Annotated in this window: 14 protein-coding genes and 2 riboswitches; of the genes, 2 read left to right on the top strand and 12 right to left on the bottom strand. The window is 64.0% G+C overall.

Going from position 1 to position 13,754, the window contains the following annotated elements; translation table 11 throughout:
* Positions 1-29: 29 nt before the first annotated feature.
* Positions 30-282, bottom strand: a riboswitch (cobalamin riboswitch).
* Positions 283-295: 13 nt separating this feature from the next.
* Genes cobJ through DBR47_RS22520 form a run of 10 tightly spaced genes read right to left on the bottom strand, consistent with a single transcriptional unit; the run spans position 296 to position 8,914 of the window.
* Complete coding sequence (gene cobJ, locus DBR47_RS22565; protein ID WP_124454374.1) at positions 296-1,297, bottom strand: precorrin-3B C(17)-methyltransferase; 1,002 nt, start codon at positions 1,295-1,297, stop codon at positions 296-298.
* Positions 1,298-1,301: 4 nt separating this feature from the next.
* Positions 1,302-1,715, bottom strand: coding sequence for a cobalamin biosynthesis protein (locus tag DBR47_RS22560; RefSeq protein ID WP_231512458.1), 414 nt, complete (start codon positions 1,713-1,715; stop codon positions 1,302-1,304).
* The gene (locus tag DBR47_RS22555) at positions 1,712-2,470 is read right to left on the bottom strand and encodes a cobalamin biosynthesis central domain-containing protein (RefSeq protein WP_124454372.1); all 759 of its coding nucleotides are present in this window, start codon (positions 2,468-2,470) and stop codon (positions 1,712-1,714) included. The genes DBR47_RS22560 and DBR47_RS22555 overlap by 4 nt, the downstream gene beginning before the upstream one ends.
* Complete coding sequence (cobI, locus tag DBR47_RS22550) at positions 2,467-3,249, bottom strand: precorrin-2 C(20)-methyltransferase (protein ID WP_124454369.1); 783 nt, start codon at positions 3,247-3,249, stop codon at positions 2,467-2,469. The genes DBR47_RS22555 and cobI overlap by 4 nt, the downstream gene beginning before the upstream one ends.
* Complete coding sequence (cbiE, locus tag DBR47_RS22545) at positions 3,246-4,598, bottom strand: precorrin-6y C5,15-methyltransferase (decarboxylating) subunit CbiE (protein ID WP_124454367.1); 1,353 nt, start codon at positions 4,596-4,598, stop codon at positions 3,246-3,248. The genes cobI and cbiE overlap by 4 nt, the downstream gene beginning before the upstream one ends.
* 18 nt (positions 4,599-4,616) lie before the next feature.
* Positions 4,617-5,717, bottom strand: a complete 1,101-nt coding sequence (locus tag DBR47_RS22540; RefSeq protein ID WP_124454365.1) for a cobalt-precorrin-5B (C(1))-methyltransferase — start codon at positions 5,715-5,717, stop codon at positions 4,617-4,619.
* Entirely contained in the window at positions 5,714-6,406 is a 693-nt protein-coding gene (locus DBR47_RS22535; RefSeq protein WP_305037024.1) for a precorrin-8X methylmutase, read from the bottom strand. Before DBR47_RS22535 ends, DBR47_RS22540 begins: the two co-directional genes overlap by 4 nt.
* An 8-nt stretch (positions 6,407-6,414) precedes the next feature.
* Positions 6,415-7,425, bottom strand: coding sequence for a sirohydrochlorin chelatase (locus DBR47_RS22530; protein WP_124454361.1), 1,011 nt, complete (start codon positions 7,423-7,425; stop codon positions 6,415-6,417).
* Entirely contained in the window at positions 7,422-8,249 is an 828-nt protein-coding gene (cobM, locus tag DBR47_RS22525; RefSeq protein ID WP_124454359.1) for a precorrin-4 C(11)-methyltransferase, read from the bottom strand. Before cobM ends, DBR47_RS22530 begins: the two co-directional genes overlap by 4 nt.
* Positions 8,246-8,914: an energy-coupling factor ABC transporter permease gene (locus DBR47_RS22520; protein ID WP_124454358.1), complete on the bottom strand. Its 669-nt coding sequence runs from the start codon at positions 8,912-8,914 to the stop codon at positions 8,246-8,248. The genes cobM and DBR47_RS22520 overlap by 4 nt, the downstream gene beginning before the upstream one ends.
* A 269-nt stretch (positions 8,915-9,183) precedes the next feature.
* Positions 9,184-9,467, bottom strand: a riboswitch (cobalamin riboswitch).
* Positions 9,468-9,708: 241 nt separating this feature from the next.
* Between DBR47_RS22520 and DBR47_RS22515 the strand changes: the two genes are divergently transcribed.
* Positions 9,709-10,080, top strand: a complete 372-nt coding sequence (locus DBR47_RS22515; protein ID WP_148090436.1) for a CzcE family metal-binding protein — start codon at positions 9,709-9,711, stop codon at positions 10,078-10,080.
* A gap of 8 nt (positions 10,081-10,088) precedes the next feature.
* Here the strand turns inward: DBR47_RS22515 and DBR47_RS22510 are convergent, their stop codons facing one another.
* Together DBR47_RS22510 and DBR47_RS22505 are read right to left on the bottom strand one after the other, a co-directional pair.
* Positions 10,089-11,471, bottom strand: a complete 1,383-nt coding sequence (locus tag DBR47_RS22510) for a heavy metal sensor histidine kinase (protein ID WP_124454356.1) — start codon at positions 11,469-11,471, stop codon at positions 10,089-10,091.
* A complete protein-coding gene (locus tag DBR47_RS22505; protein ID WP_124454353.1) occupies positions 11,468-12,169 on the bottom strand; it encodes a heavy metal response regulator transcription factor in 702 nt (233 codons plus the stop codon). The genes DBR47_RS22510 and DBR47_RS22505 overlap by 4 nt, the downstream gene beginning before the upstream one ends.
* A 332-nt stretch (positions 12,170-12,501) precedes the next feature.
* Between DBR47_RS22505 and DBR47_RS22500 the strand changes: the two genes are divergently transcribed.
* Positions 12,502-13,737 (top strand): site-specific integrase, encoded by a 1,236-nt coding sequence (locus DBR47_RS22500; protein ID WP_124454351.1) that lies wholly within the window; start codon positions 12,502-12,504, stop codon positions 13,735-13,737.
* Positions 13,738-13,754 lie beyond the last annotated feature (17 nt).

Below are 13,754 nucleotides of genomic sequence, written 5' to 3'. Positions count from 1 at the left end.
TCGTTTTAAAGGCCAAGCGCACAAAGGGCGCTGGCGCGTAGGCTGCAGGCCGGTATCCGGACTCGCGAGTCTTGTGGCCTCGCCTTCCCAAGCTTGCATACAAGCTCAGTGGCTGGTGCTGGCGCAAGGGCTGCGCGCACCCAGAGGACACCGCACTCGCCTACCGTTGCGGGGGCAGTCGGGGCATGCGGTCTTGCAGCGGTGGCAAGACCTGACCCCATTCCCGTTTAACTCGCATCGCCTTCAAAAGCGGACGCAAGCACCTGGCAGCTGGTGGATCAATCCCTGGTCTTTCTTACTCGCTCGTGCTCTCCTCTTCCATCATCTTGGGAGCCTCCTCAAGCGGCTCGCTCAGGGTGGCACGGATATAGTCCAGCGGCAGTTGGTGCTGCAAGGCCAGGGCCTCCAGCGTGGCGCCGGCCGCGTGCTCAGCCTGTATGTTCTCCAGCCAACCCAGCAAGCCGGTGCTCAGGGAGCGGCCCGCCTTCTCGCCCGCCAGCGTGCTGCCGCCCTCCTCCAAATCGTATTTATTGGCATAGCCGCGCGGCGTCACCATCAGGCCGTGGCGCACAAAGGTATTGCTATTGCCGATCAGCACGGTCGACAGCATGCCGATATCGGCCTCGGCCATGCGGTCCAGGGTCGTGAACTCGATGCGCTCACGCCGGCGGTAGGCGCTCTTGACGATGGCCACCGGCGTGTCAGGCCGACGGTGGCGCAGGAAGAGGCGCTGGGCCTCGACGATCTGGCGGGTGCGGCGCCCGCTCTTGGGGTTGTAGAGCGCCACCACAAAGTCGGCATAGGCCACGGCGTCCAGGCGGCGCGCAATCGTCGGCCAGGGCGTCAGCAGATCGGACAGCGAGATGGCGCAGAAATCATGGGTTAGCGGCGCACCGACCCGGGCGGCACAGCTGTTCAGGGCCGAGGCGCCGGGGATGATCTCGATTTGCACGGCGTGCTCGGGCGTCCAGCCCGCCTGGAACAAGACCTCGAAGGTCGGCCCGGCCATGCCGTAAACGCCCGCATCGCCGCTGGAGATCAAGGCCACTTTTTTGCCGGCCTCGGCCGCTTCGAGCGCGCTGATGGCGCGGTCCAACTCCTCCGTCATGCTTTTGCGGATGATCTCCTTGCCCTCCAGCAGATCGGCCACCAGCTTGATATAGGTGACATAACCGATCACCACATCGGCCTCGGCAATCGCATCCCGGGCGCGCTGGGTCATATGCTCCACGCTGCCCGGGCCTATGCCCACCAGCATGATCTTGCCGGCCTGCGCTTGTTCTTTTTGTTCTGTCATTGCTTCATTCCTCGCGTCTATCCCTGGCCACCGAGACGGTGGCATTGCGGCCGTCGGCGCCTTGATGTTTGAACTTCTCCAGCAGCAAATCGCCCAGTTCCCCCTGCCCCAGCAACAAGGCCGCGGCCTCGCTGACCGAGGGCGTGCCGGTGTAGCGCCGCACCGTCTCCGAAGGGTTGGGCACAGCCACCGCCGCCAGCGCGGCCGCGCTGTAAAACTGCAGCGGCCAACCACGTTGCTCGGCCAGGCGCAGCAAGCCTTGTTCATCGGCCTTCAGATCGATGCTGGCCGCGCCGCTGACCTGGGAGGGCAGGCAGCCCAGGCGGGCCAGGGCCTGGTCCACCGCCTGCGCCAAGGTCTCGGGCGGCGTGCCGCGATCGCAGCCCAGGCCCAAGGTCAAGCGAATCCCTAGCCTCACAACAGCGGCGGCCGGTAGACCACGAGGCGCTCTTGCAGGCGCTGCCAAAGCTGAGGGCTGACCTCGGCGTTGGTCACCCAGAGCACGGCCTTGTAGCGGGCCAGGTCCACATCCACCAACTGCTTGAAGCAGTGGATGTTCGATGGCAGGGGCGTGGGCCGGGTCCACCAGTTCGGGCTGCCCGCCTCCTGCACAAAGGCGACCGGCTCTTCGTTCACCACATGGGCCGAAACCCGGGTGATATTGATCTTGGGCGCTTCCACCGTCCAGCCCAGTTCGCGGCCCAGGATGTCGACGGGAATGGTCTTGCCCACATCGGAGGCCGTGGTCAGCACCGGCGTGGCTTGCAGCAGCGCGGCGATCTCCAAGGCCATGGCATTGGCGCCGCCCACATGGCCGGACAGCACGGGGATGACGAACTCTCCCGCGTCGTCCACCACCACGACGCCGGGGTCCTCGTCCTTGCTCTTCAGATGCGGGGCGATCAGGCGCACGACGGCGCCCAAAGAGACGAAAAAGACGACTTGATCGAAGCGCTCAAACAGCGCGCCAATCTCGTCCTTGAAGGCACCGGCATAGACCTGCAGCGGATTTGCCAAACCCGCCATCTGGGCGGCGAATTTGGCGGAGACGCAAAGCTCGGCCTCCGGCAGCTGGGCCGCCAGCTTGGCCACCTGAGCGGCCCCATGCTTGGTGATGGCGACGAGGACGGTGCGGACGGGGGCCGCAGCCTGGGAGTGATGAGAGGTGTTCATGCGGTGATCGATGCTTTCTTTTTGCAGCCCTTGACGCGTTCGCCGCGAAGCCTTTGGTCGTTCTTGACCAGCAGCAAGGAGAGGTAATTGACCTTGGCTCCACGCAGGCTCAGCAGCTCGGCCCCGCGCAGCACCCGCTCCTCGGGCGAGCCGGCTTTTTCGACAAAGCAGCTCTTGTCCAGCAGCTGGCGGCGCTCAAGCAGATCGACCAGCTCGTCAATCAAGGGTTTGACCTTCATCAGCACCAGGGTGTCGAAGTCGTCGAACAAGCGCTCCACCATCTCCACCCCGTAAGCGGCGGGCACGATGGCGACCGTGTCGTCCTGCTCCGAGAAGGGGATTTGCAGGCGCGCGCAGGAGGCATGGAAGCTGGTGATGCCGGGAATGATTTCGACCTGAAGCTCGGGCGCCAGCCCGCGCAGCGTGCGTTCCAGATGGCCGAAGGTGGCATAGGTGGAGGCATCGCCCTCGACCAGGAAGAGCACATCGCGCCCGCTTTGCAGCACCGGCAAAACCTGGGCCGCCGCGCGCAGCCAGGCGCGGGCCAGCTTCTCGGCGTCATGCGTCATGGGGAAGACCAGGGCCTGGGCGTCCGCCGGCAGGGGCAAGCCCGAACGGTGGGCGATGGCCAGGGCATAGCTCTCGGTCTTGAGCGAGCGCAAGGGGTAGGTCCACAGCGGCTCGGCGCGCTGCAGCTGAGCCCAGGCACGGCGGGTGATCAGGCCGGCATCGCCGGGGCCTAGCGAAACGCCGATCAAACGTCCGGTTTGCGCGCTCATGGCTTGGCCCCGCTCTGCGCGCAGACAATCCACACCGGGTTCTCGGCCGCCATGCGATGCATATGCAGGATGGGTTTGCTGCGCGAGGCCTGCAGCTGCAGGACGTCCCACTGAGCGCCAGAAGCGTTCAAGGCCTCGACCGCCGTGCCCAAGTTTTCTATCGTGACGAAGTTCATCACCAGCATGCCCTGGGGCTTGAGCCGGGCCAGGATGCGTGCGATCAGCTGGGCCAACTCGCCGCCCGAGCCGCCGACGAAGACGGCGTCCGGGTCCGCCCAGGCATCCAAGCCCTCCGGCGCCCTGCCCTGCTGCAAGCTGTAGTTGGAGAGTGCCATGGCGCGGTGATTGCGGCCGGCAATGGCGAAGTCCTCTGCGTTCTTCTCGATGGCGTAGACATGGCCTTCGCTGCACAGGCGCGCGGCCTCCAGGCCCACCGAACCGGAGCCCGCGCCGATGTCCCAGACGATGCTGTCGGCACGCAGCTGCATGCGCGCCAGCGAGACGGCCCGCACCTCCTGCTTGGTGATCAAGCCCTTCTCGGGTTGGCGCTGTTCATAGTTGCTGTCCGCCAAGCCCAGCAGCACGGGCCGGGGCCGGGGCTTGAGGCGCAGCAGCAGCACGATATTCAGCTCGGCAAAGCGCATCTGCGCGACCTCGGCCGCGCTCAACTCGGCGCGCACCCGCTCACCCGGCTGGCACAGAGACTCTGCCACGGCGAGCTGAAACTCCTCGCCCAGGCCCTCGGCCAAAAGCATGCGGGCGATGCGGTCGGGGCTGTTGTCCGGGCTGGTCAGCACGGCGACCCGTTCATGCGAGCGCAGGGTCTGCATCAGCTCGTAGAGGCCATGCGAGGCCTCGGCCCCGACCCGCCATTCGCCCGCATCACGGGCATGGATGGAGCACAGCTTGATGGACTGCCAAGGCAGGCCCAGGCGGGCACAAGCGATCTGCACGGTGCTCAAGTTAGGCAGCACCTCCAACGCATCCACACACAGCCGCGCCGCCAGATAGCTGGCGATGCCGAAGAAGAGCGGGTCGCCCGTGGCCAGGACCACGCAGCGCCGGCCCTGCGCCTGTGCCTGCCTCACCCACTCGGGCACCTGGCTCAGGCCTTCGCCCAGGTCCAGACGCTGGGCGGTGGGCGCAATTTGAGCTTCCAGCAGAGCCAAGGTGCGGCTCGCACCGATGACGCATTCGGCCTCTCGCAGATGAGCCAAGGCCAGACTGCTGAGGCTGGCCGCACCGTCGTCCAGCACACCGATGACGCGGCAGCGTGGCCCGCGGGTGAAGCGCTGGCCTTCATACGTCAGGTCCTCCCCGACGATCACATCTTCTTGTATTGAATCCATGGTTTTTCTTGTACTCTTTCAGCCCTGCGCCTCGGCCAGCTTGCGGCCATCGAAATCACAAACCAGCACGGTCAGGCGGAAGCGGCCGGGGTAGCGGCCCAGCACGGTTTGCACCACCTTCTCAGCCAGGGCCTGGTGAAACTCCAGCACCAGACCCAGGGCCTCGACCCGCTCGCTGGCATAACGCGCGGTCTCGGCATTGCGGATGTCCTCGCAAACATCGGCGGGCACGCCGATGCCGGCGCACAGCTCAGCCAGCAAGCCGGTATCCACCTCGGCCCGGCCGGCATGGGTGATGGTCTCGCCCTGCGCAATCTTGGTCAGCTTGCCCACCATGCCGCCGATGACCACATGGCCCAGCTTGGCCTTGACCGCGGCATCCAAGGCATAGCGCAGGAAGTCGCCCATCTGCACAAAACAGGCTTGCGGCAGCTGAGGCATTTCTTCCATCACAAACTTCTCGGTGCGGCCACCGGTGGTGAGGGCCACCATGCCCGCACCCGTGGTGCCGGCCACCTGCACGCCCTGCACCACACTGGCCCGGTAGGCGGCGGTGGAGTAAGGCTTGACGATGCCGGTGGTGCCCAGGATGGAGATGCCGCCCAAGATGCCTAAGCGCGCGTTCAGCGTCTTCTTGGCCATCTCCAGGCCTTGCGGCACCGAGATCGTCACCTCCAGCCCCACCTCGTCTAGCAGGGCCACGCCCGCCTCGCGCACGTTGTCCTCGATGTTCTGACGCGGCACCGGGTTGATGGCCGGCCCGCCCACGGCCAGGCCCAGGCCGGGCATGGTGACCGTGCCCACACCGAAGCCGCCCAGTAGCAAGACCTGCCCCTGCAGCTCGGGTCGCACCCGCACATCGGCGGTCAGATGGGCTTTGTCGGTGCAGTCCGGGTCGTCGCCCGCGTCCTTGATCACCATGGCGTGGGCTTGCGAGCCATCGCACACCCCGTCATTGACGGCAAAGCTGACCCGCTGGCCATTGGGCAGCAAGCATTCCACCGTCTCGGGCACGCCACCGTTCAGCAGGCCCAGCACGGCGGCGCGCGCGGCCGCGGCCGAGCAAGCGCCGGTGGTGAAGCCGGTGCGTGTGCCGCGCTTGACGGTTTTTTCCATCATGGCCGGTGCAAGCCCTTCTCCGCCAGTTCCTCCGCCTCGGCCAGGCCCAGCAAGGCGTGGATGGCCGCCACCACCAGGGTGGAGCCGCCCTTGCGGCCGCGGATGACGATCCAGGGCACCTCGCTCAGCTCGGCCATCAAATCCTTGCTCTCGGCCGCCGAGACAAAGCCCACCGGCATGCCCACCACCAGGGCGGGCTTGGCGCCCTCTTCGCGGATCAGCCGCACCAACTCAATCAAGGCGGTGGGCGCATTGCCAATGCCCACGATGGCCTCGTTCAACAAGCCATGGGCATGGGCTTTGCGCATGGCTTGCACGGCGCGGGTCGTGCCCTCGGCGCTGGCGCGCTCGATCACATCCGCATCGCTGATGAACTGATAGCCGACGATGCCGAAATGGCTCAAACGCGGGCGCGAGAGGCCCACGCAAATCATCTCCACATCGGCCACCACGCGGCTGGCCCGGCTGCGAATGGCGGCCACGCCCGCCGCCACCGCCTGCGGATGAAAATCCGTCAATCCGTTGAAGTCAAAGTCCGCATTGGCGTGGATCATGCGGCGCACCACCGGCCATTGCTGGGCGTCGTACACATGCGGGCCGACCTCGCGGTCGATCACCGCGAAAGAGTCATGCTCGATGGCGCGGCCCGCAGCGGTCAGCTGTTCGGTGACGGTGTTGAGATTGGGCAGGGCGGCGCTCATGCGGGGGCATGCGCATGCGGGTGGGCATGGCCATGGTCGTGATCGTGGGCATGCGTGTGCGCGTGATCGTGCGCGTGATCGTGCGAGTGCTCATGGGCATGATCGTGTGGGTGATCGTGTGGGTGATCGTGATCATGCGTGTGCGCCTCCGGCCCATGGTGGTGGCCGCCGTGACCCAGGGTGATGGCAATCTCGCGGTACTTGCAGCCGTCGCAAGGCATCAGGGCGGCCGGTGCCGCGTCGCGCAGGTCCTGGGCGCGCTGTTCCAGCAGCTCGAAAATCTCTTTCTCGGCACCAAAATAGTCAGCCAGGGCGAAACGGATCTGCGGGTATTGCCGGCGCAGATGCTCGACCTGGCGCTGAATGCGGCTGATCAAGGTGCCGCTGAAGAGGTAGTAAGGCAGCACCACCACCTGGCTCATCATCTGCATCGATTGACGCTGCACCACCCGCTCCAGGCGCGGGAAGGTGATGCCGGTGAAGGCGATGTCCACCAGCTCATGGTCCCCCTCTTCCTGCAGCCAGCGCGCCATCTTGGCTACATCGCCATTGGCCTGGCGGTCCGAGGCGCCACGGCCCAGGAGCACGACGCCGGTGCTGTGTGGGTCGGGCATATCGAGGCTCAGCATGGCCTGGCGCAGGCGGCGCTTGAGCAGGGCCAGGATGGGGTCGCAGGCGCTCAGGTGCGGGGCGTACAGGAACTGGGTGCCGGGGCAGTCCAGGCGGGCCGAGTCAATCGCTTGCGGAATGTCCATCTTGACGTGGCCGGCCGCATTCAGGATCAGCGGCAACACCAGCACCCGCTGGGCGCCCTGGGCCGCGCGGCGCAGGCCGGCGTGCAGCATCACCGGGGCGAACTCGATAAAGCAAACCTCGATGCGCCATTCCGGCTGACGCGCGCGCCAGACTTGCGCAAAGCGCTCGATTTCATCGTTAGCCCCGGCCTCGCGGGAGCCATGGCCCACCAGCAGCACGGTCTCAAAATCGTGCAGATGTGTTGTCGTCATGCTTGTTCTTCTTGAGCAGTTTGTGCAGGCGCCGAGGCGCGGCGGAATTTATGGGTGAACGTGGCGTCATAGAGCTTGGACTTGGCCAGCTCAGGCCAGTGGCGCGAGCCCAGGGTGGGGCTGGCGATGATCATGGATTGGCTAACGATGCCGGCCTCGCGGCAGCGCTGCTTCACATCGGCCAGGGTCGCGCGGACGATCTGTTGCTCACCCGGCCAGGACGCTTTGTGCACCACCAAGATGGGCGCGTCCTCGGCCCAACCAGCGGCGCGTAACTCACTCGTGACCTTGCCCAGCAAGGTGATGGACAAAAAGATGCACAGGGTGCAGCGGTGCGCGGCCAGGGCCGCCAGGTCCTCACCCGGCGGCATGGGCGTGCGGCCCTCGACGCGGGTGAAGATCACGCTCTGGGTCAGCTCCGGCAGGGTGAAGGTTTCCACCGCCGCCGCCGCCGAGGCCATGGCCGAGGACACGCCGGGCACCACCCGCAGGGGCACGCCGGCCGCGTCCAGGGGCTGGACCAATTCCATCAGCGCACCGTACAGGGCCGGGTCGCCGGTCTGCAGGCGCAGCACGGTCTCATGCCTGGCGGCGCGCTCGATCAGCCAGGCCGACATCTGCTCCAGCGTCATGCCCTTGGAATCGGCGATCTCGCAGCCGGGCGGCGCCCAACGCGTGGCCGCCTCATCGACCAGGGAGCCGGCAAACAGAATGGCGCCAGCACGCGCTATCAACTCACGACCCTTGACCGTGATCAGATCCGGGTCACCCGGGCCGGCACCGACAAACCAGACGGTGCCAGGTCTTGCCTCCTGCTCGCTCACGCCTGGGCTGCTCGGGAAGTCAGGCTGAAGTCGAAGCACAGGCGTGCCAGGGCATAGCGGCGCAGGGCACCGGCCGGGCGCAGCAGCCACAGAATCGCCAGCGTGAACAAGGGCTCAACAATCAACCAAGGCAGATAGGCGGCGGCAAAACTGGCCCAGTCGGCAAGGGCGGTTTGGGTCTGACCCAGGGCCAGCCAGAAGCCCACCATGGCCACAACGCCGCTGTAAAAAACCGTGTCCAGCTTGACCAGGGTGGCCACACCGACGGGCTTGTCCTTGTCGCCCAGCAGGCGGCGGGCCGGACCGTAATGCATCAGCATCAGGGGCAGCATCAAAGACAGCGAGTTGACCGCCAGATGCACCAGATCCTGCGGTTCAAACACCAGGCCTTGCAAGAGCAGGCCCAGGGCCAGGCCCAAGAGCGTGGGCACAAATCCAAAGCTCAGATAGAGCGGGATGGCCCCCAGGAAATGCAACTCCGAAGGCCCGGCCTTCATATGGAAGATCTGCATGAAGACCGAGAAGAACAGTGCCGCCAGCAAGGTGCGCAAGGCCAGCGCCGGCTGCTTGAGCAGGCGCGGCACATAGCAGGCCAACACAGCGGTGGCGGCCGCGGCCGCGAACAAGAGTTTGGCGGGGGCGATCAAGCCGGGTTCGATATGCATGAGAGAAAACTCCTTGCGCCGCCCCATCAACAAAGGGCGGCAGTGGGCCATGAGCCTGGGCTCAGCAAGGCGATCGCCCATGCAGCAGCCAGACCCGGGAAGTCGGATCCAAAAAGGTAAACCAGGGATTCAAGCGCGCAGCAGCGCCGCTGGTCAGCAAAACTGACAAGCCAGGGGCTAGTTCTGGATGAATGAGGACATGGTGGAGCCTGACCAAATGCGCCGACCCGCTTCCCCGCAGGTCATGCACCGAATGAGCCCGCGCTTCTCGCACGAACTCGCCTGTTGGCCGGTATCCGGGCTCGTGAAAATCAGCAAGTGCCCTTCCCGGAAAAAACATCCAGTGGGATTTCGACTTGCTTGAAGGCTGGCCATGCACAAGCGCATCTGCTATTGCATTTGCGACTGCATGGGCGAGACTTCTTTCACTTACCGTTGCGGGGGCAGCTTGACTTTGGGTGGGCGCACTCCCTGCGGAGACCCTCCCTGCCAATTCCCGTTTAACTGCGCGCCTTGAGCGGGCGACGCGAGCACCAACGGGGCAGATGGTAATGCATATCGAGGCTGGCACCAAGCAGGACGATGGTCGCAAGCCCAGCCAAACCCTGCGTACAGCAAAAACATAACTTCATATTCAAGCGTTACAAAAACACCAACCCAGCGGCTTGCATGACGCATTTGTCATCCGCCAGACGGCTTGCAGTCGGGGTCGCGTTTCTACATTGGAGGCCAGACGCAAAGCAGCAAGGGCCGGATGTCCCGGCCGAGCGAAACGTCCTCAGGAGAGTCCCATCATGAAGCGCAAAACCCCGTCCCTCAATGCCTCCACCTTCGCCCTCGCCTTGGCTCTGTCTGCCCTCAGCATGGCCGGCGCCAGCCAGGCCGCCACAGGTGCGAATGGCGAACGACTGATGAATGGCAAGTCCATCTACGGTGTGCCGGCCACGGCCAGCAGCGCGGTAAAGGAGGTCAATGTCGATCAGCTGGACGCGCTGAATGTCAAATGCGGCGACACCCTCACCTTCCGGCAAGGCGCGCAAAGCTTTACCTGGAAGTTCGACGTGGTCAGCCATCGCATCGTGGACCTGCAAAAGATCGCGCCCGCGGGCTTCATCAAGAAGCCGCTGCTGGTCTACGTCGACCGCAATGAGTCCGAGCGCAGCTAAGACGCTCGCTACGAGACCGCTCTCAGACTGAAGCCTACCTCGGTCCGCCCCTGGGCCGTGTGGGCAAAGCCTTCACCGCCATGCAGACGCGCAATCGCGGCCACGATGGACAGACCCAGGCCGTGATTGCGCTGATCTTGCCCCCTGGCGCTATCGGCCCGGTAAAAGCGATCAAACCAGCGCGGCAAGTCGACCGGGTCCAGGACCTCGCCTTGATTGATCACACTCAGCCTGAGCATGCCTTGCGCCTCGGCCTGAATGCGCACTTGCAAGCGAGTGCCTGGGCGAGCAAAGCGGCGGGCATTGCTCAATAGATTGGAAAGCGCACGGCGCAGCAAGCGGCCATCCACCACGCCGCTTGCATCACCCAGGACTTCGGCGGCCAGGTTGGCTTCTTCCAGCGCGGCCTCGTGGAACTCAATCACCTCTCGCGCCACCTGAGCCAGGCTGGGCAGGGCTTGCCGTCGAGCGCCGTGGCCGCGATCGGCATGGGCGAGGAACAACATATCGCCCACCATGCCGGCCATGCGCTGCAGCTCTTCCAAATTGCTGGCCAATAGCTCGCGCAGTTCGTCCGCATCGCGGCTGCGGCGCAGAGCCAGCTCACAGCTGCTGATCAGCGTGGCCAGCGGCGTGTTGAGCTCATGCGCCACATCGGCGTTAAAGCCCTCCATCTGCCGATAACTGCCCGCCAGGCGATCGAGCAATGCATTGAACTGGGCGATCAAGGGCTGCAACTCGGCCGGCTGGGCCGAGCCATCCAGACGGGCATCCATTTGGCGAGCGTCCAAGGCCCGGGTCTGGTCCACCAGCAAGTGCAGCGGACGCAGGCCCAGCCGAACCAGGCGAAAGCCACCCAAGGCGATCAAGAAGGTTCCGGCCAGGGCCGCGGCCGCCAAAGTCTTGGCCAGGCGACTCAAGAGCACATCGTCGGCCCCCACATCCAGGCTCAGCTCGGCCCGGGCCCAGCTCGCATCATCGGGCGGACCCAGCTCCGGCGAGTTGATCTCAAACACGCGCGACTTCAGACGCGGCGCGGCCGAGGCGGCGTTCGCGCTGGCGTAGAGCAGGCGGCCGTCCGGCGCGAGGACCCGCAGCTGCAGATCGCTATGCCCGGCATGGAAGTCTTCCAACTGGTGTTGAACACCCTCGTTCGCATGGCTTGCACGACCTTCGGCCAAGAGATGCTGCAAAACGACCTGCTTTTGATCCAGCACTTCTTCCTGGCGCTGGGCCAGGGTCAGGGCCGTGACGATGTAGACGCTGGCACACACTAGGCTGAGGCCTAGCAAGGCCTGCCAGGCCAACCACCAGGACAGGCGCTGCCCGAGACTGAGCGACTCCCCTGGGCCCGCTTGGCTTGTTGGGCTTGTTGAGCTCACTAGGCTCATGACTTGGCCTCGCGAAACTCCAACACATAACCCATGCCACGCACGGTATGCAGCAAGGGCAGCGCAAAGGGTTGATCCAATTTGCTGCGCAGGCGCCGTATGGCCACCTCCACCACATTGGTCTCGCTGTCGAAATTCATGTCCCAGACCTGTTCGGCCAACTCGGTGCGCGACAAGACCTCACCCTGCCGACGCAGCAAGAGACTCAGCAGATTGAACTCCTTGGCTGTCAGATCCAGGCGCTGATCGGCTCGCCTGGCCTTGCGGCGAATCAGGTCCAGCTCCAGATCGGCCAGGCGGTAGACCGTGGGCTCCAAAGCACCGGCGGCCGCCGAGCTGCGTCGCAGCAAGACCTGGATGCGCGCCAGCAATTCCGAGAAGGCAAAGGGCTTGACCAGATAGTCGTCCGCCCCGCTCTGCAAGCCCAGCACCCGGTCCTCCACCTGGGCACGCGCCGTCAGCATCAGCACCGGCGTCTGCGCCGTCCGGCTCGTCTTGCGCAGCGCGGCCAGCACCGCCAGGCCGTCAATGCCAGGCAGCATGCTGTCCAGCAAGATCAGATCGAAGCTACCTTCGCTCGCCTGATGCAAGCCGTCGATCCCGTCATACGCCAGCTCAACGCCAAAGCCCTCTTCACTCAAACCCCGCCGCAAATAGGCGGCCAGTTTGCGCTCATCCTCGATCACCAGAATCTTCATGGCCCGATTTTGCAGGGCCCAGGCCAAGCAGCAGATTACGTTTTTGTCATCTCGCACCTGCGCACATGCTCCCGCATGAAGGCAAACAACCCGTCAGAAACGAAAAAAGGCCAGTCACATGGACTGGCCCTTTTCTTTGTTTTCCAAGTGAAGTCACTTGGAGGAGAGGGGGGCGGATGCGGCTCAATTTCGCAGCATCCCAATTCGTCCAAAAATCGCTGTTTTCATAGGAGAGAGACACCTTCGAGAGTCTCACAGCATCCTAGAAACTAGCGCTCAATCGCAAAATTTATGGTAGAAACATTGGTAGATAAATCGAGGTCACTTTCACCATGCCACGCAAAGCCAAAGAGCTTTCACCGCTTTCTGTGGGTCGCCTGACGCAGCCAGGCCACCATGCGGTGGGCGGAGTCGCAGGCCTTTATCTTTATGTCGTTGAATCCGGATCCAGATCCTGGGTGTTGCGAGCGATGGTTGGAACCAAGCGGCGGCACATCGGCTTAGGCGGATTCCCAGATGTTCCACTGGCACAAGCCAAGGAGCGCGCGAGAAGAGCTCGTGATGAGATCGCTCAAGGTATCGACCCCATCGAAAGAAGGAAGGAAGCAGCCAGCCATTTGCGGGCCCGGCAGGCTACGGCCATTACCTTCAAGACCGCAGCCGAGAACTACGTCAGCGCCCACGGCGAGGCATGGAAAAGCGCCAAACACCTCGCCCAATGGAACGGAACCCTGAACAATTACGCTCATCCAGTCATTGGCGATTTGCTGATCCAAGATATCGGTCAAGAGCATGTGCTGAAGATCTTAGAACCGATCTGGAAGTCCAAGACTGAAACAGCAAGCCGACTACGAGGCCGACTAGAGGCGGTCCTGGACTGGGCCACGGTCCGCAAGTACCGGACGGGCGACAACCCAGCAAGGTGGAAAGGGCATCTCGACAAGCTTTTGGCAGCACCAGGCAAGATTCAAAAGGTAGAACACTTTCGAGCACTACCGATCGACGCCATGCCCGAGTTCATGCGTGCCCTTCGAGAGCGCGAAGGCACAGCAGCACGCGCTCTTGAGTTCACAATTTTGACTGCAGCGCGCAGCGGTGAGGTCCGGGGTGCAAGCTGGGCCGAGATCGACAAGTCAGCCAAAGTCTGGACCATACCTGCCGAGCGTATGAAGGCAGGCAAGGAACACCGCGTCCCACTGACTGACGAAGTGCTCAGGCTGATTGGACGCATACCCAGGATTGAGAACAGCGAATACATTTTTCCCGGCCCAAGCGGTGCTCAGCTATCTGACATGGCTTTGATCCAAGTGCTAAGGCGAATGAAAGCGAACGCTGTTCCCCATGGTTTCCGATCCACGTTCAGAGACTGGGCTGGCGAGCGCACAAACCATCCGCGAGAAGTGGCCGAGCAAGCTCTTGCGCATGTGCTTGAGAACAAGGTCGAAGCTGCTTACCGCCGAGGCGACGCGCTTGAGAAACGACGTGCTCTGATGTTGGACTGGGAGTCATTCATCGGGAAGCCCAAGGACGGGGCATCAATCTTTGATCTACTTGGAACGCCGAAGTAGTCCGGCGAAGGGGGCTT

The sequence above is a fragment of the Paucibacter sp. KBW04 genome, from assembly GCF_003852425.1.
Taxonomy (GTDB): domain Bacteria; phylum Pseudomonadota; class Gammaproteobacteria; order Burkholderiales; family Burkholderiaceae_C; genus Paucibacter_A.
This window is presented reverse-complemented; position numbering and strand designations above follow the sequence as displayed.

Bases quoted from the DNA above. Each gene is read 5' to 3' on its own strand.
- cobJ (WP_124454374.1), bottom strand. From the start codon at position 1,297: ATGACAGAACAAAAAGAACAAGCGCAGGCCGGCAAGATCATGCTGGTG.
- DBR47_RS22555 (WP_124454372.1), bottom strand. From the start codon at position 2,470: ATGAACACCTCTCATCACTCCCAGGCTGCGGCCCCCGTCCGCACCGTC.
- cobI (WP_124454369.1), bottom strand. From the start codon at position 3,249: ATGAGCGCGCAAACCGGACGTTTGATCGGCGTTTCGCTAGGCCCCGGC.
- cbiE (WP_124454367.1), bottom strand. From the start codon at position 4,598: ATGGATTCAATACAAGAAGATGTGATCGTCGGGGAGGACCTGACGTAT.
- DBR47_RS22540 (WP_124454365.1), bottom strand. From the start codon at position 5,717: ATGATGGAAAAAACCGTCAAGCGCGGCACACGCACCGGCTTCACCACC.
- DBR47_RS22530 (WP_124454361.1), bottom strand. From the start codon at position 7,425: ATGACGACAACACATCTGCACGATTTTGAGACCGTGCTGCTGGTGGGC.
- DBR47_RS22520 (WP_124454358.1), bottom strand. From the start codon at position 8,914: ATGCATATCGAACCCGGCTTGATCGCCCCCGCCAAACTCTTGTTCGCG.
- DBR47_RS22515 (WP_148090436.1), top strand. From the start codon at position 9,709: ATGAAGCGCAAAACCCCGTCCCTCAATGCCTCCACCTTCGCCCTCGCC.
- DBR47_RS22510 (WP_124454356.1), bottom strand. From the start codon at position 11,471: ATGAGCCTAGTGAGCTCAACAAGCCCAACAAGCCAAGCGGGCCCAGGG.
- DBR47_RS22505 (WP_124454353.1), bottom strand. From the start codon at position 12,169: ATGAAGATTCTGGTGATCGAGGATGAGCGCAAACTGGCCGCCTATTTG.
- DBR47_RS22500 (WP_124454351.1), top strand. From the start codon at position 12,502: ATGCCACGCAAAGCCAAAGAGCTTTCACCGCTTTCTGTGGGTCGCCTG.